Annotated in this window: 1 protein-coding gene; it reads left to right on the forward strand. The window is 40.8% G+C overall.

Annotated elements, in window-relative coordinates:
* Positions 1-1036, forward strand: a 1036-nt coding sequence (locus tag PR709_RS10350; RefSeq protein ID WP_272570883.1) for a lipase family protein, incomplete at both ends; no start/stop codon positions are given.

Consider the following 1036-nt stretch of genomic DNA (forward strand, 5'->3'; position numbering starts at 1 on the left):
TGCTTATAATTTAGGGTTAATGTCATTGCTTGTGTATAAAGATGAAACCATGGTTGACCCCGATGAAATCGAAGATATGCGCGAATTTATCAACACACCAGATACCACCACGTCTTTTTTCTATCAACAGTGTTTTGATTTATCCAAAGTGCCTGTCATGACGGACGGTTACGATTACCCAGCTATTGTGACGGATGTACCTTTTAAAGAGCGCTATAGCCCTGCAATTTACTTAGACCTTCAACAAGTGGAAAATGCGCCAAAATTTGAGCATGACACCCAAATGTTTTATGTGGAAAACGACACGCAAATTATTGCCGCCTGGCGAGGTACTGCCAGTGTAAGAGACGCGCTTACGGATGCAACGTATCGTCCTATCCCTTGCCCGAAAAGCATTCTTTCAACCCAAAATGCCAAAGTGCATAAAGGTTTTTTAGAAGCTTATCAATGTGTCGAAAAATATTTTGTTCAAAAAATTGAAAAATTGAAAAGTAGCGCAGGTAATAAAAATAAGAATCTATATATCTGTGGTCACAGCTTAGGTGGGGCACTTGCTTTATTGCATTCGTCTGAATTAAGGGATAATAATCCGCTCTTATACACCTATGGTAGCCCGCGTGTTTTTACGGGCAGTGGCGTTAACGCCTTAGCATCCGTCAACCATTTTAGGCATGTCAATGATGCGGATACCGTCACCAGTGTGCCATTCGATACCAATATGGATAACTGGCTATTTAATGTCTATGGTCCATTGGGCACAGTTTTTGGGTTTGGCTGGACACAGGCAACATTGCCAACTATTCCACTGCAAAAAGCACTCCCTGATATTGGGGAAGTTTATTATCATCACGGCAATACCGTCAGTTTCTTTGAAGCCAGACAAATTGGTGAACGAAAAATTCCGTCTAAGGGCGGCAGAGAAAATGATTTTGTCGGGAAAGAACGCTGGCGTATGAATGGCAACTATAAATTTTACTTAGTCCCTGACATTGCCAATAAATTAAATGGTCAGTTAGAACAAGAGCAAAAAAATTAT

Origin of the sequence: Providencia sp. PROV267 (assembly GCF_028477825.1) — a bacterium.
Taxonomy (GTDB): domain Bacteria; phylum Pseudomonadota; class Gammaproteobacteria; order Enterobacterales; family Enterobacteriaceae; genus Providencia; species Providencia stuartii.